This is a genomic window from Micromonospora rosaria (assembly GCF_001567585.1).
Classification (GTDB): Bacteria; Actinomycetota; Actinomycetes; order Mycobacteriales; family Micromonosporaceae; genus Micromonospora; species Micromonospora rosaria.
Genome location: NZ_LRQV01000026.1, coordinates 1 through 21,856, shown reverse-complemented (window position 1 = coordinate 21,856; position 21,856 = coordinate 1). Strand labels below are relative to the sequence as shown.

Here is a 21,856-nt window from a genome sequence, read left to right as displayed (position 1 = left end):
GTGGGTCGGCGGCGGCCGGTGCGGTCAGCCCTTCTGCTTCGCCTGGCACGGCACGCAGAACCGGGCGTGCGGCAGGATCTCCAGCCGCTCCACCGGGATCGCCGCGCCGCACTTCGCGCAGACGCCGTAGCTGCCGTCGGCGACCCGGCGCAGCGCGTCGTTGATCTGCTCGATGCTGTGCCGGGTGGCGGCCAGCAGCGCGGCGTGGTCCGCGCCCGGGTCGCCGGTGTCCGCGGTGAGTTCGCTCAGCTCCCGCAGGCGGGTCGTCTGGGCCGACAGCTCCTCCTGCAACGCGTGGTGCAGATCAGCCAGCCGGCGCCGGTCGACGGTCGGGTTGTCGATGGTCATGTCGAATCCTTCCCTGGAAAAAGAAAAAGGCCGAAGCGTGGAAGCTTCGCCCTGGCGGTCGTCTCGGGTGGAAAACCCTCCGCCGGTGGGCCACGGCCGCTGGGAGCCGGGCTCGGCAGCCCACAGGAAACCGTGGTGGCGGCCGTGGAGACGGACGCGGTGACGGCCGCCCGGCCCGCGGCGACCCGGACGGCGACGACCGACGGGTACGCCCCGTCGCGTCGCGCGGTCACGGCCGACCGGCTGGTCACGGCCGACCGACTGGTCACGGCCGACCGGCTGGTCACGGCCGACCGACTGGTCACGGGCGGCCGACTGGTCACGGGCGGCCGGCCCGGTGTGGCCGGGCCGGTGGCCTGCTCGCGGGCAGCCCGGAACGCCGTCACGGAGGTGACGGTGTGCGAGCGGAACCCGACGCGCGGCATCAGACCACCATAGGTACGCCGCACCGGAAAGCCAACACGGTTCCCGCCGGCCGCCGCCCCGACCCGCCGCCCCCGCCCTCGGCGTCCCCGCCGGCACCGGTGAGAAGGGTGCCCTTCTCGACCGTATGCGTTAACAGGGGGCCCTTCCTTACACCTCAGAGCCAGTTGCGGCGCTTGAAGATCAGGTACAGCGTGCCGCAGACCACACCCATCAGCGCGACCGCGAACGGGTAGCCGAAGCGCCAGTGCAGCTCGGGCATGACGTCGAAGTTCATCCCGTACACGGTGCCGATCAGGGTCGGGGCGAAGAGGATCGCCGCCCAGGAGGAGATCCGCTTGATCTCCTCGTTCTGCTCGTAGCTCGCCGCGGTCAGGGCCCGCATCTCCTCGTTCTGCTGCTGCGAGACCAGGGTGGCGTTCACCGTGAGGATGTTCTGCAACAGGTGCCGGAACGCGTCCACCCGCTCCACCACCTGCGTCAGGTGGTCGGAGACGTCCCGCAGCCGCCGCTGGAGTTCCTCGTCGGTGCCGTACTTGGCGTAGCCGGCGGCGAGGTTCTCCAGGACGCCGAGCAGGGGGCGGGCGGCGCGCTGGAACTCGATCACCTCCCGGCTCAGCTCGTAGATGCGCCGGCTCACCTTCGGGTCACCGCCGAAGACCTCGGTCTCGATCTCGTCGATGTCGTTCTCCAGCCCCGCCACCACCGGGGCGTACCCGTCCACCACCTGGTCCAGCACCGCGTAGAGCACCGCCTCCGGGCCCCGGGCCAGCATGACCGGGTCCGACTCCATCCGCCGCCGCACGGCGGCCAGGTCGGGGGCCTCCCCGTGCCGGACGGTGATCACGAAGTCGGGGCCGATGAACAGGTGCAGCTCGCTGAACTCCACGTGCTCGCGGGAGTCGACGTACCGGGCGGCGCGCAGCACCACGAAGAGGGTCTGGCCGTACCGCTCCAGCTTCGGCCGCTGGTGGGCGGTGATCGCGTCCTCCACGGCCAGGTCGTGCAGCTTGAACTCGCGGGCCAGCGAGGCGATCTGCCCGGCGTCGGCCCGGTAGAGGCCGATCCAGGCCATCGCCCCGTCCTGCTCGTCGAGGCAGCGATACGTCTCGGCGAGGCTGTCCGGCGAGGCGTACCGCCGGCCGCCGGTGTAGACGGCGCTGTCGATCAGCCGGCTGGTGGTCGACGGCGTGACGTTGATCGGCACCGCCGGCCGGGGCCGGGGCCGGACGGCGGTGGCACCGTTTCCCCAGCGTCCGAGGGCGTTGGTGAGGGCGAACGCGCGCAGCTTCGCAGGCATGAGGGGACTCCTGGGCAGGGTGGGCGGACGGCACCCCTGCGCCGGCGGCAGCTCAGCCGGCGGTGACCGTGGGGGTGACGGTGGTCGACGGGCTGGTACTCGGAGGTTCGCTACCCATGGCGTGACCACCTCCCTCCGCACGGAATCCGCGTTGTGCGCCGCGCGGAATCCTACCGGCGTCCGACCGGCACCGCGCACTCGCCTGAGCGGAATTCACGCCGCCGTTACAACCACCCCCGTCGTTTGAAGATCAGATAAAGGGTGCCGCAGACCACGGCCATCAGCAGGATCGCCACCGGGTACCCGAACGGCCAGTGCAGTTCGGGCATGCGGTCGAAGTTCATCCCGTACACGGTGCCGATCAGGGTCGGAGCGAAGAGGATCGCCGCCCAGGCGGAAATCTTCTTGAGCTCCTCGTTCTGCTCGTAGCTCGCCGCGGTGAGACTGCGCATCTCCTCGTTCTGCTGCTGCGAGACCAGGGTGGCGTTCACCGTGAGGATGTTCTGCAACAGGTGCCGGAACCCGTCCACCCGCTCCACCACCTGCGTCAGGTGGTCGGAGACGTCCCGCAGCCGCCGCTGCAACTCCTCGCCGTACGCCCCACCGGCGGCGAGCACGGCCAGCATCCCGATCAGCGGGCGGGCGGCGCGCTGGAACTCGATCACCTCGCGGGTCAACTGGTAGATGCGCCGGGAGGCGTTGGGGTCACCCCCGAAGACCTCGGTCTCGATCTCGTCGATGTCGTTCTCCAGCCCCGCCACCACCGGGGCGTACCCGTCCACCACCTGGTCCAGCACCGCGTACAGCACCGCCGCCGGGCCGGCGGCCAGCACCTGCGGCTCGGACTCCAGCCGGCGGCGTACCGCGACCAGCTCCGGCGCCTCGCCGTGCCGCATCGTGATCACGAACCGGGGCCCGAGGAAGAGGTGCAGTTCGCTGAACTCGACGACCTCCCGCAGGTCGACATAGCGGGCGGCCAGCAGCACCACGAAGAGGGTGTCCCCGTACTGCTCCAGCTTCGGCCGCTGGTGGGCGTTGATGGCGTCCTCGACCGCCAGCTCGTGCAGCTCGAACTCGCGGGCCAGCGAGGCGACCTGCTGCACGTCCGGCCGGTACAGCCCGATCCAGGCCATCGACCCGGGCCGCTCCTGCAGGCACCGGTACGTGTCGGCGAGGGTGCCGGGGGACGCCTGCCGGCGGCCCTCGGTGTAGACGGCGCTGTCGACCAGCCCGCCGGGCTCACCCGACCGGCGCGGCGGCGCCTCCCGGGCGCCGTGCTCGTCCAACCGGCGCCCGAAGCCGCCGGTCGACGGCTCCGGCATCACGGTCACCCCTTCCCCGACCCGGTCGCCCGGGTCCAGGGGCGGCTCCCTGCCGATTCTCGCCGCAGTCCGGGCCCGCGCGGCCCCCAACCGGGGCAGCACGACCGGTTCGGGCACCCGCCGGCCCGGTGCCGGCCGCACCGGTACCAGCCCCAGCGGCGGTGGCGCAGACCGGTGGGGCCGGCGGTCGGGTCAGCGGCTGATCAGCCTGCGGAGCCGGCGCTGGAGGCGGACGTGCAGCGGGAGCGGCTGGGCGGGTGGGGCCTGCGCGGGGAGCGCGGGCGGGGCGCCGTCGGCGGGGACCCGGGCCGGCTTCGGCAGCTTGGCGTCCAGGGTCCACCCGCAGTTGTTGATCCGGGCCTTCAGCACCCAGGTGCCCTCGGTCCGGCCGCCGTTGAGGGTGCTGAAGTCGATGTCGGCGGTGCTGTGGTGGATCAGCCGGAACGCCCCGGGCGGCCCGTCGGGGTGCGGTACCCGCTCGGTACGGGACTGCACCGGCAGGAAGATCTCCTCGTTGGTCTCCTTGCGCCAGGCGATCAGATCCATCTTGGCGCGGGACACCTCGGCGGTGGCCTCCACCCGGTCCGGGTCGATCTCGGGCACCGGCAACGACAGCACGTCCCGGCCGCCGTCGTCGACGAAGGTGACCAGGTCGTCGCCGGAGCGCAGGTATCCGGAGACCGCCACGTGCAGGACGGTGCCGTCCTGGTCACGCCGGTCCAGCGTGGCGGTGGCCCGTACCCCGGTCTCCCACTCGGCCAGGGTGCGCAGGTCACCGAGGCGGCCCTGCTCGGCCAGGAACGCCACGGCCCGCTGCCGGGGCGGCAGCCCGGCGGCGACCCCGGGGGCGAACCGCTCCCGGATGATGTCCCGGACCTCGTAGGCGACCTGCTCCGCCCAGTCCTCGGGGGCCTGTAGCAGCGCCTTGCCGGAGAGCCGGCTGATCATCTCGTTGCGCAGCCAGCGCCGGTGCAGCCGGTCCCGCAGCGGGCCGGGCTTGGTGTACTCGTCGACGACGTCGAGCGCCTCGCGCAGGTTGGTGTAGTAGCCGGCCGGGTCCAGCCGGGTCGCCGTGACGTTGCCGGCGTCCGCGCGGCGGATGTGGTGGTAGCAGGGGTAGTCCGACAGGACGCAGGTGCGCCGGGCGACGAAGAACGCCCGGATGACCATGACGTGGTCCTCCAGCCGGCGCTTGCCCTCGGGGAACCGGAGGTCGTGGGCCAGCAGCATGGACCGCCGGAACAGCTTGTGACAGGTCATGCTGTCGACCAGCGGCGCGTCGGCCAGGGTCACCCCGAACCGGTTCTTGCGGAACAGCTCGCGCGGCACGCCGCGCCCGTGGCCGATCATCTTGCCGACCACGATGTCGGCGTCGTGCTCCTTCGCGCAGGCGTACATCCGCTCCAGGGCCTCGTCGCCGAACCAGTCGTCGTCGTCGGCGAAGAACACGTACTCGCCGCGCGCCTCCTCGATGCCGAGGTTGCGGGGCCGGGACGGCCAGCCGGAGTTCTCGATGTGCAGGACGCGGACGTTCGGCTGGTCGGCGGCGAGGGCGTCCAGCCGGGCGGGTGTCTCGTCGGTCGAGCCGTCGTCCACGATGACGACCTCGAACTCCTCCGCCGGCAGCGACTGGCGCAACAGGGAGGAGATCAGTTTCTCGATGTGCGGCCCAGGGTTGTAGGCCGGCACCACGACACTCACCTTGGGCTCGTTGGTAGCGATGGTCATGCTCTCTTCCTGAGCGGTGATCGTCTTCACCCAGAATGACGATCAACGAGGGCGACCGGTTGCGGTGTCGCCACAGTGTCCCTTCCGGAGTGGACGGAAACTCCGACCTGCTGGGTGACGGAGCGGTGGCTCACTCGACCCTCGGCGATCCTAGACCCACCCCCGAAGCGCGCGCCGCCCCTGGCGGCCCGACTCGCCCCACTTCCGAAAAGGGGGCCGGCCGTCCGGTGGGGAATACCACGTCGGGCCGGGAATTCCGATTGGCCGGCGCGTGGCGGGGAAGTTCCCTACGGTACCCACCAGCCTCGGGAAAAGGAGCGGAGATGTCCCACAACCAGTACGAACAGCAGGACCCGCAGGAGCAGTTCCGCTCCCCGCAGGAGCAGACCGGTGGGCAGCAGTCACCGCCGGGCGAGACCCGCAAGATGCCGGACACCCCGGATCACGGCGAGCGGACCTACCGGGGCAGCGGCCGGCTGACCGACCGCCGGGCGTTGATCACCGGCGGGGACTCCGGGATCGGCCGGGCGATCGCCCTCGCCTACGCTCGGGAGGGCGCCGACGTGCTCTTCACCTACCTCCCCGAGGAGGAGGACGACGCCCGGGAGACGGCGCGGCTGGTCCGGGAGGCGGGCCGCACGGTGGTGGCGGTGCCGGGTGACATCCGTGACGAGGACCACTGCCAGGACGTCGTCAAGCGGGCGGTGAGCGAGCTGGGTGGGCTCGACATCCTGGTCAACAACGCCGCGTACCAGATGGCGCGGGAGGGCGGCATCCTCGACATCGACACCGAGCAGTTCGACCGGGTGCTCAAGACCAACCTGTACGCGATGTTCTGGCTGAGCAAGGCCGCCGTACCGCACCTGGAGCCGGGCTCGGTGATCATCAACACCGCCTCGATCCAGGCGTACCAGCCCTCCTTCCAGCTCCTGGACTACGCCACCACCAAGGCGGGCATCGTCAACTTCACCAAGGCGCTGGCCGAGAACCTGGCCGACCGGGGCATCCGGGTGAACTGCGTCGCGCCGGGGCCGATCTGGACCCCGCTCATCCCGGCGACGATGCCGGAGAAGAAGGTCGAGTCGTTCGGCGGCGACACCCCGCTGGGCCGGGCCGGGCAGCCGGCGGAGCTGGCCCCGGCGTACGTCTTCTTCGCCGCGCAGGAGTCCAGCTACATCACCGGCGAGGTGCTCGGCGTCACCGGCGGCAAGCCGCTGCCCTGATCCGGTACAGGCATGGATTCGGGCTGGTCCGGGTACATCGGGGTCATGGCCCCGCTCCAGTTCTCCCCACCCGCGCCGGACGCCGTCGAAGTACGGCGCTGGGCGTTGACGACCGGAGCCGAGTTGAGCGACCTGCGGACATCCCTGCACCGGATGCTCACCGGCGAGGCCCTGCTCGACGGGGAGAAGCTGGACGAGGTGCCCGAGCAGATGGCGTTGGTGGCGACCGAGCTCGCCACCAACGCCCTGCGCCACGGGCTGCCCCCGACCATCGTCACGCTGCTCAGCGCCGAGGACTGTCTCGTGATCGACGTGGCCGACCACGACCTGGCCAGCGTCCCCGAGCTGGCCGACACCCGCCCGGTCGGCTCCGGTGGCCGGGGGCTGCTGCTGGCCCGCAGCTTCTCCCTGGCCGTCGGCTGGTACGCCACCGCGCACACCAAGCACGTCTGGGCAACCTTCCCCCGCCGCGCGGGCCGCCCCCACCCCTGAGGCGGGCCGGTACCGCCCGGGTCCCGACCGGGTCGGCACCGGCCCGCCGGTCTACGGCCGCTCCGGGCGCCCGGTCACGGCGGGGCGGTACGCGGCGATCGGGTTGCGGAGCGTGCCGATCAGTTGCAGCGCGGCCGACGGGTCGGCGAGGTCGACCATCTGCCGGTTGTTGCGCAACTGGAGCCGGTTGAGGCAGGAGAGCGCGAACCGCTCCGTGAACAGGTCGTAGCGGGCGAACCGGTCGGCCAGGTGGGGGGTCCGGTCGAGCTGGTCGGCAGCGCACTCGGCGACCGTCCGCCAGAACTCCTCCTGGGTGAGCACGTCGGCGGTGACGAGGATCGCGTTGAGGTGCCGCAGGAAGCAGTCGAAGACGTCGGTGAAGATCGACAGCAGCCGCTCCTCCTCCGGCGCCCGGACCTGGATCCGGCGGACCGGGGGCGGCAGGTCGGCGTCCGGGTCGAAGACCACGATCTCCTCGGCGATGTCCTTGAGGATCACCCGCTGCACCACCCCGCCGTCGAGGACCAGGATGACGTTCTCGCCGTGCGGCATGAACGCCAGGTCGTGGGCGTAGAAGGCGTGCAGCAGCGGGGCCAGGTACGCGTCCAGGTACCGGCGCAGCCACCGGCCGGCGGGCAGCCCGGACTCCTCGATCAACGCGACGGCGAACGAGTCGCCGGCCCGGTCCAGGTGCAGCAGCGAGGCCATGGTGGCCAGCCGCTGGCCGGGGGCCAGCCCCGGCACCGGGCTCTCCCGCCACAGCGCGGCGAGCATCTTCCGGTACGGCGAGTACCGGTCGGTCGCCGCCTCGTACTGCCGGTGGCGGTAGCCGACGGCGGCCCGTTCGCGCAGGATCGTCACGCCGAGGGACTGGAAGACCTCGTCCCCGGCGATCAGGTCGGCGAGCCAGTCGTTGATCGCCGGGGTGGCCTCCATGTACGCCGCCGACAGCCCGCGCATGAAACCCATGTTCAGCACCGACAGCGCGGTCTTCACGTAGTGCTGCCGGGGGTTGCTGATGTTGAAGAAGGTGCGGACGGACTGCTGGGCCAGGTGCTCGTCCGGCCCGGTGCCGAGGCAGACCAGGTGCCGCCGGGCCACCTCACCGGCGAAGGTCACCGACAGCTTGTTCCACCACTGCCACGGGTGCACCGGGATGAGGTGGTGGTCGTCGAGGTCCAGCCCGAGGTCGGCCAGGGTCGTGGCGAACCGGGCCAGGGTCGCCTCGCCCAGTTCCTCGCGGACCAGGGTGTCGTAGTCCAACTCCGTCGAGCAGGTGAAGGTGGAGTGGTCGCGGTGCGCGGCCAGCCAGACCAGCCGGACCGGCCGGGCCGCCTCGGGGGCGTACCGGTGCTGGTCGTGGCTGCCGTAGCCGAGCCGGCCGTTGTTCGCCAGGAAGCACGGGTGCCCCTCGGTCATCCCGGTCTCCACGGTCTGGAAGTCCGCGCGGGCCAGGGCCGCCGCGTCGAGCGCCGGCCGGGCGAGCTTGAACGCCGCCCCGGCCAGGGTGGCGCTGATCTCCTCCAGGTAGACCGGCAGGATCTCGGCGGAGAGGCCGAGCGCGCCGCGCAGTTCGAGGCAGAAGTCGACGACGTCCAGGGGCAGTTCCTCCGCGCCCCGGTGCCGGGTGATGCTCGCCGGGTCGATGTGCCAGTGCTCCAGCGCCAGCCGCCGGGCGGCGAACCGGTAGCTGACGCCCCGGTCGTCGCTGTGGACCTCGTACCACCCGTCGTCGGCGGGGAGCGGCTCGGGGACGATCAGCCGTTCGTGCGCGAACTCGGCCAGCGCCTTGCGGAGCAGGTGCCGGTTGGCGGTGGCCCAGTGCTGCGGGGTCAGGTGCGCGACGGCGTCGACGGGGTCCACGCGGGTGATCCTCCTTGCGGGGTGGTGGCGGCGGCGAAGGCCGCCCGGGTGCAGGTGCTGAGCAGGGCTTCCTTGGTCGGCAGGGTGACCGGGCCCACGACGGTGAACCCGACGGCCGCGTTGAGCGCGTGCACCGCCGTGTTGCGCACGTCGGGCTCCACCACCACCCGGCGCACCGCCGGGTCGGCGAAGAGCCAGGCCATCACGGTGGTGATCACCGCGCGGGTGAACCCGGAGACCGGCTGCTCGGGCGGGGCGCAGAGGAAGTGCATCCCCACGTCCCCCTCCTGCCGGTCGTAGCGGCCGACCAGGTCGACGTGCGCCGGGTCGTACCGCTCGGCCAGGAAGGTCGGCCGCCCACGCCAGAGCCCCAGGTACGCGTCGTGGTGCGGGTGGGCCGCGATCCGCCGGTACTCCTGCGCGACCGTGGCCACGTCGGCCTGCTGCATCAGCCAGAACGCGGCCTTCGGGTGGGTCACCCAGCGGTGCAGCAGCGCGGCGTCCGCGTCCGGGTCGAGGGTACGCAGGGCGAACTCGCCGAGCCGGGGGTCGTCGCGGCGGAACACCACCGACGGGTCGGGCGCGGGCGCCGGCCGGCTCACGGCGTGTCCCCGGCCGGCGCGCCGAACTCCTGGAAGGCGATCGTCTTCTCGATCGGGTACGGCTCCCGGCCCAGCAGCTCCCGGATGATCCACGAGTTGCGGTACGGGCCCATGCCCAGGTCGGGCGAGGTGACGCTGTGCGTGTGGGTGCCACCGTTCTGGAGGAAGACGCCCCGGCCGGTGTGGTCGACGCTGTAGTTGCGGGCCACGTCGAACCGCCCGTGGCTGTCGTACCGGAACCGGTCGGCAATCCCGGCCAGGAAGTCGGGGACCTCGTAGTGGTACCCGGTGGCCAGCACCAGCCCCTCGGTGTCCAGGGTGAGGTCCCGGCCCTGCTCCACCTGCCGCAGCCCGAGCAGGTACTGCCCGTCGCGGTACTCGGCGCTGGTCAGCTCGGTGTTGGTGAGCAGCCGGGTGTCGACCGGCCCGGCCACGCTGCGCTCGTAGAGCAGGTCGAAGATGCCGTTGATCAGGTCCGAGTTGATCCCCTTGAACAGGTTCTTCTGCTCGGCTTCGAGCCGGTACCGGGTCGCCTCGGGCAGCGCGTGGAAGTAGTCCACGTAGTCAGGTGAGGTCAGCTCCAGGGTGAGCTTGGTGTACTCCAGCGGGAAGAACCGGGGCGAGCGGGTCACCCAGGTCAACTGGTAGCCGTGGGCGTCCTGGTCGGTGAGCAGGTCGTGGTAGATCTCGGCGGCGCTCTGCCCGCTGCCGACCACGGTCACGCTGCGCTTGGCCCGCAGCGCGTCCCGGTTCGGCAGGTACGCCGAGCTGTGCACCAGGTCCCCGCCGAGCCCTCGGCAGGCCGGCGGCAGGTACGGCGGGGTACCGGTGCCGAGGACCAGGTGCCGGGCGGCGAAGGTGGCGGTCTCCCCGGTCGCCACGACGGTGGCTGTCACCGTGTACTCCCCGGTCGTCTCGTCGTACCGCACGTCGGTGACCCGGTGACCGAAGAAGATCGTGGAGAGCTTCCCGGCCGCCCACCGGCAGTAGTCGTTGTACTCGGCGCGCAGCGGGAAGAAGCTCTCCCGGATGTAGAACGGGTACAGCCGGCCCCGCTCCTTGAGGTACGCCAGGAACGAGTAGGGCGAGGTCGGGTCGGCGAGGGTGACCAGGTCGGCCAGGAACGGGGTCTGCAGCCGGGTCCCGGCCAGCAGCATCCCCGGGTGCCAGTCGAAGTCCGGTCGGGCCTCCAGGAACACCCCGTCGAGGTCGGCGAGGGGTTCGGTGAGGCAGGCCAGGCCCAGGTTGTACGGGCCCAGCCCGATGGCGACGAAGTCGTGGGTGGACATCGGGGTGCTCCTACACGCGCGCGGGGTGGTCAGACGGGGCAGCTGAGGGCGGCGGGTCGGTGCTCGCGAACGTACCTGCGGGCGTGGGCCGCGACCAGGTCGAGGACGTACGCCACGTCCGCGCCGGTGGTCTCCGGGTTGAGCAGGGTGAACTTGAGGTACTGCCGGCCGTCGACGGTGGTGGCGGCGACCATGCCGGCCCCGGAGGCGGCCAGCGCCTCCCGGGCGTACCGGTTAGCGGCGTCGACGAGGTCGCCGTCGGCCGGTCCGCACTCGCCGCCGGGCAGCCAGCGGAAGACCACGGTGCTGAGCTGCGAGCGGGTCACCACCTCGAAGCGTGGGTCGACGTCGAGCATCCGCCACGCCTCGGCGGCCCGGTCCACCACCTCGTCGAAGAGGTCGCCGAGCGCGTCCGGGCCCATGATCCGCAGGGTGAGCCAGAGTTTGAGCGCGTCGAAGCGGCGGGTGGTCTGGAGGCTCTTGTCGACCTGGTTGGGGATGCGTTCCTCGACCGCGCGGGCCGGATTGAGGTAGTCCGCGTGGTACGTGCAGTGCCGCAGGACGGCGCGGTCGCGGACCAGCAGCGCGCTGGAGGAGACCGGCTGGAAGAACGACTTGTGGTAGTCCACGGTCACCGAGTCGGCCCGCTCGATCCCGTCGAGCAGGTTCCGGCGGGTCCGGGAGACCAGCAGCCCGCAGCCGTACGCGGCGTCGACGTGCAGCCGTACGCCGGTCGCCGCGCAGGCGTCGGCGATCGCCGGCAGCGGGTCGATGGAGCCGAAGTCGGTGGTGCCGGCGGTGGCGACCACGGCCATCACCACCAGGCCCTGCCGCTGGCAGCGCTCGATCTCCCGGGCGAGCGCCGCCGGGTCCATCCGCCGCCGGGCGTCGGTGGCCACGGTGACCACCGCCTCCGGGGCGAGGCCGAGCAGGGTGGCCGACTTCTGCACGCTGAAGTGCCCGGCGGTGGAGGCGAGGATGCGTAGCCGGGGCAGCAGCTCGGCGCGGGTCGGGGTCGGTCCCGCGCCCGGGACGACGGCGCGGGCGCACGCCTCCTCCCGGGCGATCAGCAGGGCCTGGAGGTTCGACTGGGTGCCGCCGCTGGTGAAGACGCCGTCGGCGGCCGGGCCCAGGCCGATCCGCTGGGCGGTCCAGTCGACCAGGCGGCGCTCGATGAGGGTCGCCCCGGCGCTCTGGTCCCAGGTGTCCACCGAGGAATTGACTGCTGTGAGAATCGCCTCACCGAGCAGGGCCGGGATCACCACCGGACAGTTGAGGTGGGCCAGGTACCGGGGGTGGTGGAACCAGACCGCGTCGCGCAGGTAGAGGTCCTCCAGCTCGTCCAGCGCGGCGGCCGTTCCGGCCAGCGGCGCGTCCAGGTCGACCGCGGCGACCTCGGGAGCCAGCTCGGCCGGGGTGATCCCGGTGAACGGCCGGTCCGTGCCGGCCACCCGGGTCGCCACCCGCTCGATGCCGGCGGCCACGACCTGCCGGTAGTCGTCCACCGTCCCGTTGCTGAACAGGTACCCACGACCGGTGGCCGGGCGGGCCGGTGCGACCTCGGCGGGCTGCCCCGAAAGGCTCATGGCAGGTCCTCCACGCGTTCTACAGTGGACAAACGGCACCCGGCGTCACCCCGACGGCCGGCTCAGGGCCCGACGAGGAGCCACACCCGCTCCGACCAGGGGACGGCCGGCAACAGCGACTTAGGTTAACCTAACCTAAGCGCCTGTCAACACCTGACCACCACTCCGACACACTGGAGCCGACACTGTCCGTCATGACCGATCGAGTGTTCCGGGACGACTGGGGAGTGCCGCACCTGCGCGCCGACGACCCGCTCACCCTCGCCTACGCCCAGGGGCGCGCCGCCGCCCTCGACCGCGCCTGGCAGATCGAAGTGGAGCGGCACCGGGCGCAGGGCACCAGCGCCGCGTTCCTCGGCGTCGAGGCGGTCGACTGGGACCGCTTCGCCCGGCGGTCCCGCCTCGCCGACACCGCCCGCCGCTGCCACGCCGCCCTGGACCCGGCCACCGCCGCCTGGGTCGACGCCTACGTCGACGGGGTCAACGCCGGCCTCGCCGCCGGGGCCCGGCGCGCCCCCGAGTTCGCCGCCACCGGGCTCACCCCCGGGCGCTGGCAGCCCTGGACGCCGCTGGCGCTCTGGCTCTCCCAGCACATCCTCTTCGCCGGCTTCCCGAGCAAGCTGTGGCGGGAGGAGGTCGCCCGCCACCTCGGCCCGGCGGCGATCGACCTCTTCGCCACCGACGAGCCGGCCACCGCCGGCAGCAACGGCTGGCTGGTCGCCGGGGAGCGGACCGCCACCGGCGCGGCGCTGGTCGCCGGGGACCCGCACCGGATCGTCGAGGACCCCAACGTCTACCAGCAGGTCCGGCTCGCCTGCCCGGAGTACGACGTGGTCGGGCTCGCCGTGCCCGGCGTCCCGGGCATCGCCCATTTCGGACACACCGGCACGGTGGCTTGGGCGATCACCAACGCCATGGCCGACTACCAGGACCTGTACGCCGAGCGCCTGCGCCGGCACGACGGGACGGTCCAGGCGCTCGGCCCGCGCGGCTGGGCCCCGGTCGAGCACCGGGTCGAGACCATCGAGGTGGCCGACGGCGACCCGGTGCGGGTGGAGGTGGTCGAGACCGCCCGGGGCCCGGTGATCGTCGGCGGCCCGGACGAGCCAGGGAGCCCGGACGAGCCGGTGGCGATCAGCCTGCGCTACCCGCCCCGGGTCCGGGCCGACCTCGGCTTCCGGGCCCTGCCCGCGCTGCTGCGCGCGCGCACCGTGGCGGACGTCGACCGGGCCCTCGACGACTGGGCCGAACCGGTCAACGTGGTGCTCGCCGCCGACACCGCCGGTGGCCTGCTGCACCGGGTCGCCGGGGCGGTGCCGGTCCGGCACCGCGACAACGGCCGGCGGGTGGTCCCCGCCTGGGAGCCCGGGTACGAGTGGCGGGGCTGGCACGGCCCGCTGGCCCGCGCGACGGTCGACGGCATCGCGGTGATGGCCAACCAGCGCGGCCTCGCCACCGGGTACGGCGTGGAGTTCGCTCCGCCGTACCGGGCCGACCGGATCCGGCACCTGCTCGAGGCGGGCACCGGGTGGACCGCCGCCCGGATGACGGAGATCCACACCGACACGTACCTCGCCTCGGCGGAGCCGCTGCTCGCCCGCCTCGCCGAGCTGGCCGGGCTCCCCCCGGCCGCCGCCGCGCTGCGGGACCGGCTGCTGCGCTGGGACCGGCGGATGGCCGCCGACAGCCCCGACGCCGCCGCGTACGCGGCCGTCCGGGCCGCCGTGGTCCGCCGGCTCGCCGGGCAGCCGGCGCTCGCCGGCCTCGCCGGCCCGCTGCCGTACCCGGAGCTGTTCCGGCCCTGGCTGGCGCTGACCCCCCGGGTCGGCTACGCGCTGACCGCGCTACTCGCCGGCGACGCCCTGCCCGACCTGGACCGGGCCGCCGCCCTGCGGGACGGGCTGGCCGACGCCGCCGCGACCCTCGACCCCGACGCCGTCTGGGGCGACCGGCACCGGCCGGTGCCCTGGCGGGTGCCGGCCGGCGAGCCCGAGGAGTTCCCCCCGCTCGCCGGGGACCACGACTGCGTACTGGCCACCTCCAGCGTCCCCGGCGTCACCGACCTCGCGTTCCGGGTGCCGGTGGCCCGGTACGCCTGGGACCTGCACGACCGCCAGGCCAGCGGCTGGGTGGTGCCGTTCGGGGCCAGCGGGGTCCCCGGCGACCCGCACCACCGCGACCAGTTGCCCCGCTGGGCGGCCGGTGAGCTGGTACCCGTGGTCACCGACTGGAACCGGCTGCGCCTGGCCACGGACGTGCCCGGCTTCGGGCAGGTGACGATCCGGCCGGTGGACCCGGTCGCCGACCTCGACCTGATCCACTCCTGGGTCAGCCAGGAGCGGGCCCGGTTCTGGGGGATGCGCGGCCTGGGCCGCGACCGGGTCGGGGAGATCTACGCGTACCTGGACTCGCTGCCCACCCACCACGCGTACCTGCTGCACCGCGACGGCGAGCCGGTGGGCCTGTTCCAGACGTACCAGCCGGAGCACGACCCGGTCGGCGAGTGCTACCCGGTGCGACCCGGCGACTTCGGTATCCACCTGCTGATCGGGCCGCCACCGGCCGGCGGCACCGAGCGGGGCTTCAGCCGTACCCTGCTGGACGCCTTCCTCGACTTCGTGCTCGCCACCCCCGGGCGGACCCGGATCGTGGCCGAGCCGGACGCCCGCAACGAGCGGGCCGTCGCCCGGCTGGTCGACGCCGGTTTCGTCCCCGGCCCGCTGATCGACCTGCCGGACAAACGGGCCCGACTGCTCTTCCTCGACCCCGCCACCCGCACCGCCGCAGGTCAGGCGTCGAGGTAACGCAGGACGGCGAGGGTCCGCCGGTTGTAGTCGGCGTGGCGGGGCAGGTCGAGCTTGTCGCAGATGGCGTTGACGTGCTTCTCCACCGTGCTCACCGACAGGTGCAGCCGGGCGGCGACGGCCGCGTTGACCAGGCCCTCGGCGAGGTGCGCCAACACCTGCCGCTCGCGCTCGCTCAACCGGCTCAACGGGTCGGTACGGGTGGTCCGGGCCAGCAGTTGGCGCACCACCTCCGGGTCGAAGACCGCCCCACCGGCGTGGATCCGGGCCAGCGAGTCGAGGAAGTCCCCCACCTCGGAGACCCGGTCCTTGAGCAGGTACCCGAGCCCGCCACCGGCACCGCCCAGCAGCCGCCCCGCGTACGTCTTCTCGACGTACTGGGAGAGCACCAGGACGCCGGTGGCGGGCCAGCGGTCGCGGATCTCCAGCGCGGCCCGCAGCCCCTCGTCGGTGTGCGTCGGCGGCATCCGGACGTCCACCACCGCCACGTCCGGCCGCAGCGCCGCCACCGCGCGCAGCAGCGCCGCCGCGTCCCCCACCCCGGCGACCACCTCGTGACCGGCGTCGGCGAGCAGCCGGGTGAGCCCCTCCCGGAGCAGCACCGAGTCCTCGGCCAGGATCAGTCGCACGGCACCTCCCGGGGTAGGACGGCGGTGATCCGGGTCGGGCCGCCGGGCGGGCTGGAGACCTCGAAGGTGCCGTCGAGGGCGCGGACCCGGCGGGCCAGGCCGCGCAACCCGCCACCGGCCGGGTCCGCGCCGCCGCGACCGTCGTCGGAGACCACCACCCGGACCGTCCGCTCGTCCTCGGCCAGCAGCACCAGGACGTCCCGGGCGTCCGCGTGCTTCACCGCGTTGGCGATCGCCTCCCGGGCCACGAAGTACAACGCGGTCTCCACCTCCGACACCGGCCGCCCGGTGAGCCGGCCGTGCACGGTCACCGGCACCACCGAGCGTTCGGCGACCCCGGCCAGCGCGGCGGTCAGCCCCAACTCGTCCAGCGCGGTCGGGTAGACCCGCCAGGCCACGTTGCGCACCTCGTCGAGGAGCAGCCGCGACTCCCGGTACGCCTGCTCGACCAGCCCCTCGGCGGTCGCCGCGCCGGGGTCGTGGCGGACCCGGCCGAGCAGCATCGCCAGCGCCACCCCACGCTGCTGGACCCCGTCGTGCAGGTCCCGCTCGATCCGGCGGCGCTCGTCGTCGATGGCCCGCAGCACCTCGGAGCGGGACGCGGCCAGCTCGACGATCCGGCGGCGGAGCCGGTCCCGCTCCCCCGGGGCGAGCATCCGGCCGGCCAGCCACCGCTCGGTCACCCCGACCAGGTGCACCCAGACCAGCGCCAGGCCGAGCAACGCGGCCCCGGTGACCAGCCCGAGCAGCCAACTGCTGGTGGTCAGGTACACGCCGGGGAAGCGCAGCGGCACGTGGTCGGCGCCGCCGGTGACCAGTTCCCAGAGTCCACCGCCGAGGAGCAGGGCACCGAGGAACAGCCCGCTGGCGGCGACGTACCCGCCGACCACGCCGAGCAGCGCACGGGCCACGACGAACCGCTGGTCGGGCGGCGGGCCGTGGCCCCCACGGCGGGCGTGCGTCCAGGCCACCAGCCGGCCGGTGGCCCGGTCGGCCACCGGACGGGCCACCGGCAACAGGGCGACCGGCCGCAGCAGGAGCAGGCCGACCAGTTCCACGACACCGAGCACCATGCTCACCGCGACGGCGGTCAGCGGGCGGGCGGTCCGGGGGTCAGGCATGGGCATTCCACTCTAGGCATCGCGGTGGCGGAGCGTGCCGAAGCCGGCCGCCAGCGCCAGCGCCGTCCAGCCCAGCAGCCAGGCCAGCCCCTCCCACGGCGGGTACGCCGGCAGCCCGCCCGCGGTGATCTCGGCGCTGCCCAGGAAGGTCAGCCCGGCCAGCGTCGGGGTCCGCATCGCCACCTGCACCGCCGCCGCGCTGCCGGTCATCGCCAGCAGCAGCGGCAGCCCCGCCAACAGCAGGAACACCACGCTCAGCGCCCCGGCGGCGCTGCGCAGCGCGAAGGCGACCCCGATGGTCAGCAGCGCCACCAGCGCGGCGTACCCGCCGATCCGCAGCAGGTCGAGGGCGATCCGGGCCGGGTCGAGCAGCACCTCGACCACGAACACGTCCAGGGCCAGCAGCGCGGCCGTCAGCACCGTGCCGACCAGGGCGAACAGCGCCGTCAGCACGCCCAGCACCGGCGCGACGACCAGCGCCTTCGCGGCGAACAGCCGGCCGCGGACCGGGGTGGCCTGGAGGGTGGCGCGGATGCCGCCGGAGGCGTACTCCGAGGTGACCGCGAGCAGCGCCACCGCCACCAGCCCGAACTGGGCGAACCCCAGCGCGGTGGTGACCGGCTCGCTGGCCACGAAGCGCTCCGGCGGGAACCCGGCCGGTACGGTGGCCCGCCCGCCGCCGACGGTCACCGCCGCCACCGCGACGAGGACGGCCAGCCCGGCCAGCCCCCACCAGGTCGCCGGGACCGTCCAGAACCTCGTCCACTCCGCCGCGACGACGCCCCGCAGTTGTCTCGTCCGCATCCCTCACACCCCCGTTCCGGTCGCGCGGTACTCCACGCTCCGCGCGGTCAACTCCTGGTACGCCTGCTCCAGCGACGCCTCCCGGGTGCCGAGCCGGTGCAGCCGGATGCCGGCCTCGAAGGCCAGGTCACCGACCCGCTCCACGCTGGCCCCGGTGGCGGTCAACTCGTTCTCGCCGACCCGCTCCACCCCGATCCCGACCGCCCGCAGCCGCTCGGCCAGGTCACCGGCGTGCGGGGTACGGACCACCACGGCCGTCGTACCGCCCGCCACGACCTCGGCCAGCGGGGCGTCGGCGAGCAGCCGGCCCCGGCCGATGACGACCAGGTGGTCGGCGGTGAGCTGCATCTCGCTCATCAGGTGACTGGAGACGAGGACCGTCCGCCCCTCGCCGGCCAGCGACCGGGTGAGCTGCCGGATCCAGCGGACCCCGTCCGGGTCGAGCCCGTTCACCGGCTCGTCGAAGATCAGCACCTCGGGGTCGCCGAGCAGCGCCGCCGCGATGCCCAGCCGCTGGCTCATGCCCAGCGAGAGCGCCCCGGCGGGACGGGTCGCCGCGCCGGCCAGGCCGACCGCCTCGATCACCTCGGCGACCCGGCGGGCGGGGATACCGTTGCTGCGGGCCAGCGCCCGCAGGTGGGCCCGCCCGCTGCGGTTCGGGTGCACGGCCCGCGCGTCGAGCAGCGCGCCGACGGTCCGCAGCGGGTACGGGATCTCGTGGTACCGCCGGCCCTTGACCAGGGCGCGGCCGGCGGTCGGATGATCGAGGCCGAGGATCAGGCGCATCGTGGTCGACTTGCCCGCCCCGTTGGGGCCGAGGAAGCCGGTGACCGCGCCCGGCCTGATGGTCAGCGACAGGTCGTCGACGGCGACCCGGTCGCCGTACCGCTTGGTGAGTCCGTCCAGGGTGAGCACGTCTCGACGCTAGGAATCCGGCGGAACAGTCACCAGCCGGCCACCCACCGACCCCGATGGCGGAAAACCACCACCGCCCCCGCCCGGCTCCGTGGCAGCCGGCCCAAGCACCGCCGGATGTCCCGGATGCCACGGATGCCTTGCAACTACCGGGAAGTAGTCCCCACCCCAAGCCCCGAGACCCCTACAACAACGAAGTTGCCTCCAGTGTGGCGGTGACGGGCAGCCATCGCGTCGTAGAGCATGCCGATGCTGGCCGCGTCACCGATTTCCGGCTCATCGTCGTTGACGGTCTCTGCGGCAGGGCCGTACTCCGTCCCACCGATCGTCATGAACACGAAGCCGAACTCAGCCGATTCACGAGGGATGGCCACGACCACCGGGGGCTTGGTTTCGGCACGTATCCGTGAGAAGACCTCAGTCGCCGGCTCGGCATCCAGTGCGACGAGGACCGTGGTGCCCGACCGGTAGCCGTTCCGCTTGATGAAGACACGAAAGCGAGGATCATGCATCTTCCGTGCGAGGTCGAAGGCCGGCTTGCGCTCTTCCTTACGACGCAGCGGCACCGCACCACCTCCGCAGATTGTCATTCCACACGTCGAAGGCATCACGGGACCAGCTTCCAACCACCGCAGCCACAATCGATCTTCGCTACTTCGATCCACCCACCGTCGACCTGACCATCTGCACAACCACGCCGTTCACAATCAGGTTGCGGGAGCGACGACCGACATGTCGGCAGGCCAACCCTTCGTCGGGTGCCCCGCCTACGGCCTAACCGCCCACTCCCGAGCCACCCGCGACCCTCGACATGTTGGAAAGCGAATCGACACAACGCACTGCGTGAGACGATGGTCACGGGCCATCACTCACCAAGGGGCCATTCGGGAGCTGATGCCCGAACAGACGTCGAGTGCCGGATCGCGACATATCGGTTTATGCTGATGGCGGCTTGCGCTTGACTTGTCAGGGACCTGCCGGATGAGCTGCCGAAGTACCAACAGGTCCGACGTCCAGCCCTCGGACGGGAGATGGCATGTCCGAACCCACAGTGGGTGACCGTCTCGCGGAGTTGCGTCGCGGGTCCAAGATGACCCAGGAGCAGCTCGCTGAGCGGTCCAGCGTGAGCGTCGAGGTGATCCGGAAGCTAGAACAGGGCAGCCGGGGGACCGCACGTCTCGACACCCTGCACGCATTGGCTCGCGCGCTGAAGGTCACCACTTCCGCGCTGCTGGGTGACGCGTCGCAGGCGGCTGCCCGAGCAGAGCCGGACCACGAGCCGCTTTCCCTTGCGGACGTCCGCCGCGCGGTCGCCCCGGTACGAGGGCTGACCGGTGCCCCGGTGGCCGCGCCGGCGACCGAGCCACCCAGCCTCGACACGCTGAGGGCGAACCTGCACGCGGCTGATCGAGTGGTCAACGCCGGCGATTACGCCCTTGCCCTGCGAGTCCTGCCTCCGCTGCTGCTGAACGTCCGCGCGGCCGTTGACCTCAACCACGACGAGCGGCAGGCAGAGGCGTACGACCTGCTGGCGCGAACCCAGCGGGTGACGGGTGGGCTGCTCATCCAGTTGCGGGCTGACGATCTGGCACAGACGGCGCTGTCCGGTGCGTTGGACGCCGCGCAGCGTTCCGACGACCGCGTGGTGGCGGCCACCGTCATCCAGAGCATGTGCTGGCTGTTGATGCGGCAGGGACGAATCGCCGAGGCCGCCGAACTGGCGGTGACCACGGCCGACGAGGTGGAGCCACGGTTCTCTCGGGCCACGCCGGGAGAGTTGGCGGCGTGGGGCTGGCTGCTGCTCGGTGCCGCCGCCTCGTGCGCCCGGGACAACCGACCGGACGAGGCAGTGGACCTGATCGACGCGGCCGGAGCCGCCGCAACGCGGATCGGCAAACGGGTTCCGGCGACCGACGAATTGTCGCTGGTCGGTGGGTTCGACTCCGCCAAGGTGCAGATGCAACGGGTGGAGAGCGCGGCCGTGGGCGGCGAGGCTGGCCGGGTGCTGGAGCTGTCCGAGTTGGTGCCACCCGCTCCGACCAGTAGTCGCTCCGCCTGGCGACGGCACCGCCTCGACGTGGCCTGGGCTTACGCGGAGCTTCGTGAATACGGCAAGGCCATCGCCGTGCTCGCACAATTGCGAGAGATGGCACCCGCCTGGTTACGCCAGCAGCGGTACGCCCGAGACATCGTGGAACGGATCGCGATCGGCCGGCGGCGTGCCATGACGGATGAACTGGCCGAACTGACCGGGTTGTTCGGCTACAAACACTGACTCGTACGTGACGGGCGACTCGTCACGGGCGACCGCCCCGGCTCGTGCCGGCCGCCCCTGGTAGCCACCCACCACCTCCCTGATTCTGTGACGGCATGGTGACTCACAGGCATCAGAAAGGTGGGATTGCAGGTGCACGACCGTGACCAGCCGGTAAGCCGGGGCGAGCAGATCCAGGCAGCCGAGCACGAGGCCGCGAAGCGGCGGATCCTGGAGCTGGCCGAGGCGGAACGAATACCGGTGGAGGAGACCACCCGGGCGGTGTCGGACCGGCGGTGGCGTCGTGAACAGCGCTGAGGTACCGATCGGTCGGCGGGTCGCCCAGTGGCGGGCGCGGCGGCGGATGACCCAGCAGATGCTCGCCGACCGGATCGGCAAGTCGAAGAGCTGGGTGGACAAGGTCGAGCGGGGTGTCCGGGCGCTGCACAGGTTCCCGGTGATCCAGGAGATCGGTGCGGCGCTGCGGGTCGATCCGCTCGTCCTGCTCGGATTCGACGTCCCGCCGCCGTCGGTGGCCCGGTCGGATGCGGACGGGTTGGACCAGGTGCGGGCGGCGCTCGCCTGCTACGACGTTTTCCGCAATGGCGGGGCGGAAGGCTGCCTGTCGGTGGACGAGGTACGGCAGCGGGTCGAGCATGCCTGGTTGACCTACCAGCACGGGCACTACCCGCAGGTGGTCCGGGCGCTGCCGGGGCTGCTCGACGCCGCCCAGCGGCTGCACGCCGTCGATCGGGTGCCAGGGTCGGGACCGCTGGTCCAGGTGTACCGGATGGCCGCGTCGGTGCTGGTGAAGCTCGGGGAAGCCGACCTCGCCTGGCTGGCGGCGGATCGGGCGATGGCGACGGCAGCGGCCGATCCGATGCTGGCCGCCACCGCCGCGGTACACCTCGCCCAGGCCCTGCGCGCCCTCAACCGCCCCCACCTGGCCCTCACCACCACCCTCCCCGCCATCCACTCCCACCCCACCGGGTTGATCATGAGGTTCGCGTCACCGAATCCGGCCCACAGTCACGGTAACTCCATGATCACCGGGGCGAGGGGCGACGGGGCGAGGGGCGACGGGGCGAGGGGCACCGGGGCGAGGGGCGACGGGGCGAGGGGCACCGGGGCGGGGGGCGACGGGGCGGGGGGC

19 protein-coding genes and 1 pseudogene are annotated in these 21,856 nt (G+C 72.6%); 7 read left to right on the top strand and 13 right to left on the bottom strand.

Translation table 11 applies throughout. The features are described 5' to 3' along the window. Positions 1-24: 24 nt before the first annotated feature. The 4 genes from AWW66_RS10085 to AWW66_RS10065 form a co-directional block, all read right to left on the bottom strand. Entirely contained in the window at positions 25-348 is a 324-nt protein-coding gene (locus tag AWW66_RS10085; protein ID WP_067363209.1) for a TraR/DksA family transcriptional regulator, read from the bottom strand. A 580-nt stretch (positions 349-928) separates the two neighbouring features. Continuing rightward, on the bottom strand, positions 929-2,071 hold the full coding sequence (corA, locus tag AWW66_RS10075) for a magnesium/cobalt transporter CorA (protein WP_083978366.1): 1,143 nt from the start codon (positions 2,069-2,071) through the stop codon (positions 929-931). A 224-nt stretch (positions 2,072-2,295) separates the two neighbouring features. Beyond that, positions 2,296-3,393 (bottom strand): magnesium/cobalt transporter CorA, encoded by a 1,098-nt coding sequence (corA, locus tag AWW66_RS10070; RefSeq protein ID WP_067363296.1) that lies wholly within the window; start codon positions 3,391-3,393, stop codon positions 2,296-2,298. A gap of 192 nt (positions 3,394-3,585) precedes the next feature. Further along, the gene (locus AWW66_RS10065; RefSeq protein WP_067363204.1) at positions 3,586-5,121 is read right to left on the bottom strand and encodes a glycosyltransferase family 2 protein; all 1,536 of its coding nucleotides are present in this window, start codon (positions 5,119-5,121) and stop codon (positions 3,586-3,588) included. Positions 5,122-5,444: 323 nt separating this feature from the next. Here AWW66_RS10065 and AWW66_RS10060 point away from each other — a divergent pair, with 323 nt between their 5' ends. Both AWW66_RS10060 and AWW66_RS10055 read left to right on the top strand, forming a co-directional pair. Then, positions 5,445-6,344: an SDR family oxidoreductase gene (locus AWW66_RS10060; RefSeq protein WP_067363201.1), complete on the top strand. Its 900-nt coding sequence runs from the start codon at positions 5,445-5,447 to the stop codon at positions 6,342-6,344. Positions 6,345-6,356: 12 nt separating this feature from the next. After that, a complete protein-coding gene (locus AWW66_RS10055; protein WP_245648123.1) occupies positions 6,357-6,836 on the top strand; it encodes an ATP-binding protein in 480 nt (159 codons plus the stop codon). 51 nt (positions 6,837-6,887) lie between these two features. Here the strand turns inward: AWW66_RS10055 and AWW66_RS10050 are convergent, their stop codons facing one another. The 4 genes from AWW66_RS10050 to AWW66_RS10035 are packed head-to-tail and all read right to left on the bottom strand — an operon-like array spanning position 6,888 to position 12,176. Beyond that, positions 6,888-8,699, bottom strand: coding sequence for an IucA/IucC family protein (locus AWW66_RS10050; protein ID WP_067363198.1), 1,812 nt, complete (start codon positions 8,697-8,699; stop codon positions 6,888-6,890). Next, positions 8,669-9,268 carry a GNAT family N-acetyltransferase gene (locus AWW66_RS10045; RefSeq protein ID WP_067363292.1) on the bottom strand — a complete coding sequence of 200 codons (600 nt, stop codon included), beginning with the start codon at positions 9,266-9,268 and terminating at the stop codon, positions 8,669-8,671. The genes AWW66_RS10050 and AWW66_RS10045 overlap by 31 nt, the downstream gene beginning before the upstream one ends. A gap of 29 nt (positions 9,269-9,297) precedes the next feature. Further along, positions 9,298-10,590: a lysine N(6)-hydroxylase/L-ornithine N(5)-oxygenase family protein gene (locus AWW66_RS10040; protein ID WP_067363195.1), complete on the bottom strand. Its 1,293-nt coding sequence runs from the start codon at positions 10,588-10,590 to the stop codon at positions 9,298-9,300. 29 nt (positions 10,591-10,619) lie between these two features. Continuing rightward, positions 10,620-12,176, bottom strand: coding sequence for a pyridoxal phosphate-dependent decarboxylase family protein (locus AWW66_RS10035; protein WP_067363193.1), 1,557 nt, complete (start codon positions 12,174-12,176; stop codon positions 10,620-10,622). Positions 12,177-12,370: 194 nt separating this feature from the next. Between AWW66_RS10035 and AWW66_RS10030 the strand changes: the two are divergent. Both AWW66_RS10030 and AWW66_RS35220 read left to right on the top strand, forming a co-directional pair. Continuing rightward, a pseudogene (locus tag AWW66_RS10030) lies at positions 12,371-14,416 on the top strand (penicillin acylase family protein); the annotation flags it as partial. Then, a complete protein-coding gene (locus AWW66_RS35220) occupies positions 14,414-14,980 on the top strand; it encodes a GNAT family N-acetyltransferase (protein WP_245648130.1) in 567 nt (188 codons plus the stop codon). The pseudogene AWW66_RS10030 and the gene AWW66_RS35220, both read left to right, overlap by 3 nt. On the opposite strand, the gene AWW66_RS10025 is transcribed toward AWW66_RS35220, so the two are convergent. From AWW66_RS10025 to AWW66_RS10005, 5 genes are all read right to left on the bottom strand, one after another. Continuing rightward, positions 14,965-15,609 (bottom strand): response regulator transcription factor, encoded by a 645-nt coding sequence (locus AWW66_RS10025; RefSeq protein ID WP_067363187.1) that lies wholly within the window; start codon positions 15,607-15,609, stop codon positions 14,965-14,967. The two genes, AWW66_RS35220 and AWW66_RS10025, sit on opposite strands and share 16 nt — an antisense overlap. Then, the gene (locus AWW66_RS10020) at positions 15,600-16,730 is read right to left on the bottom strand and encodes a sensor histidine kinase (protein WP_245648121.1); all 1,131 of its coding nucleotides are present in this window, start codon (positions 16,728-16,730) and stop codon (positions 15,600-15,602) included. The genes AWW66_RS10025 and AWW66_RS10020 overlap by 10 nt, the downstream gene beginning before the upstream one ends. A gap of 12 nt (positions 16,731-16,742) precedes the next feature. Beyond that, complete coding sequence (locus AWW66_RS10015) at positions 16,743-17,534, bottom strand: ABC transporter permease (protein ID WP_067363180.1); 792 nt, start codon at positions 17,532-17,534, stop codon at positions 16,743-16,745. Positions 17,535-17,537: 3 nt separating this feature from the next. Then, positions 17,538-18,449 carry an ATP-binding cassette domain-containing protein gene (locus AWW66_RS10010; protein WP_067363177.1) on the bottom strand — a complete coding sequence of 304 codons (912 nt, stop codon included), beginning with the start codon at positions 18,447-18,449 and terminating at the stop codon, positions 17,538-17,540. Between the two features lie 146 nt (positions 18,450-18,595). After that, a complete protein-coding gene (locus AWW66_RS10005; protein WP_067363174.1) occupies positions 18,596-19,015 on the bottom strand; it encodes a hypothetical protein in 420 nt (139 codons plus the stop codon). Positions 19,016-19,485: 470 nt separating this feature from the next. On the opposite strand from AWW66_RS10005, the gene AWW66_RS10000 reads away from it, so the two are divergent. The 3 genes from AWW66_RS10000 to AWW66_RS09995 form a co-directional block, all read left to right on the top strand. Further along, entirely contained in the window at positions 19,486-20,724 is a 1,239-nt protein-coding gene (locus AWW66_RS10000; RefSeq protein WP_067363171.1) for a helix-turn-helix domain-containing protein, read from the top strand. A 132-nt stretch (positions 20,725-20,856) separates the two neighbouring features. After that, positions 20,857-21,021 (top strand): hypothetical protein, encoded by a 165-nt coding sequence (locus AWW66_RS34320; RefSeq protein WP_169807088.1) that lies wholly within the window; start codon positions 20,857-20,859, stop codon positions 21,019-21,021. Beyond that, the coding region (locus AWW66_RS09995; protein WP_245648119.1) for a helix-turn-helix domain-containing protein at positions 21,008-21,856 on the top strand (849 nt) is incomplete at its 3' end. The genes AWW66_RS34320 and AWW66_RS09995, both read left to right, overlap by 14 nt.